Origin of the sequence: Bilophila wadsworthia ATCC 49260, assembly GCF_000701705.1 — a bacterium.
Taxonomy (GTDB): Bacteria; Desulfobacterota; Desulfovibrionia; order Desulfovibrionales; family Desulfovibrionaceae; genus Bilophila; species Bilophila wadsworthia.
This window is the reverse complement of the sequence record NZ_JNJP01000194.1, coordinates 1-1,116: the sequence shown is the minus strand read 5'-3', so window position 1 is coordinate 1,116 and position 1,116 is coordinate 1. Positions and strand designations below refer to the sequence as shown.

The 1,116-nt window shown below is 55.9% G+C and carries 2 protein-coding genes; one reads left to right on the top strand and one right to left on the bottom strand.

Going from position 1 to position 1,116, the window contains the following annotated elements:
- The first annotated feature begins 148 nt into the window (after positions 1–148).
- Positions 149–949 carry a BRO-N domain-containing protein gene (locus T370_RS0122000; protein WP_029437028.1) on the top strand — a complete coding sequence of 267 codons (801 nt, stop codon included), beginning with the start codon at positions 149–151 and terminating at the stop codon, positions 947–949.
- Between the two features lie 64 nt (positions 950–1,013).
- Here the strand turns inward: T370_RS0122000 and T370_RS24710 are convergent.
- The coding region (locus T370_RS24710) for a type II toxin-antitoxin system YoeB family toxin (protein ID WP_211250545.1) at positions 1,014–1,116 on the bottom strand (103 nt) is incomplete at its 5' end.

Sequence of the window (1,116 nt, the reverse complement as noted above, 5' to 3'; positions counted from 1 at the left end):
AAGCCCGCCCCATCCGGCTTGAAGCCGTCCGCGCCGAATGCGATCGCACGGACGACCCGGAAGGAAATTTCCAGAAGGTCATGCTCATTGAGGCGGTTCTGTTCCCGGTGCGGTATTTAAAGAAATGACATTAACCCAAGGGGTTCATATGGACATGTTGAAAGTTTTTGAAAAAGCGGAATTCGGCAGGGTTCGCGTCGTGGAATGCGAGGGCGAGCCGTGTTTTGTGACCAAGGACGTGTGCGAGTGCCTGGAGCTTACTGATGTGAGCAAAACCATTTCCCTTTTGGATGACGACGAAAAGGGTACGAACAGTATTCGTACCCTAGGCGGAGAACAGCAAATGCTCGTCATTTCCGAACCCGGCCTGTATTCCCTCATCTTCCGTTCCCGCAAGCCGGAAGCCAAGGCGTTCAAGCGGTGGATCATCCACGAGGTCGTCCCTTCCATCCGCAAGCGCGGCCTGTATGCCACGGAAGCGGTGATGGATCGCATTCTCGATGATCTCGACCTCGGGATTTCCCTGCTCCAGCAGTACAAGTTCGAGCGGGAACAGCGAAAGCTCGTGGAAGCACATCGCGACGAGGCCGTCCGTACCAAGGCGGAAATCGGCTCCCGGCGCGAGGCTACGGCGATGAGCACGGCAAGCCGCCTTTCCAAGGAAAACGAGCACCTCCGCGACGAGATAGGCGACAGCCGGACATGGAAGCAGGTGAAGGCCATTCCGTGGCTGGAAGAGGTCTTTGAGGTGTCACAGGCCATGTACTCCATGGCCGGGCGCAAGCTCGCCGACATATCCCGGCGCATGGGGTACGAAATCAGGGAAATCGAGGACAGCCGATACGGTAGCGTAGAGGCGTACCACACAGACGTGATCGAGGCATTCCGACATGTTTTGAAGACCGATCGCAACATGCTCTGGAAGTATCGGCACAGGTGCGCCGCATAGGGATTGCCGGACATGGTAAAACAGCCCTGCTCGTTGATGAAACGAACAGGGCTTTTATCTTAATTCAATAATGGTAACGACATTGGAGTACGATCAGGGCTTCGCTTCGTTCGTCCACTTTGTAGACGAGGCGATCTTCCTGATTGATGCGGCGCGACCAGCATCCG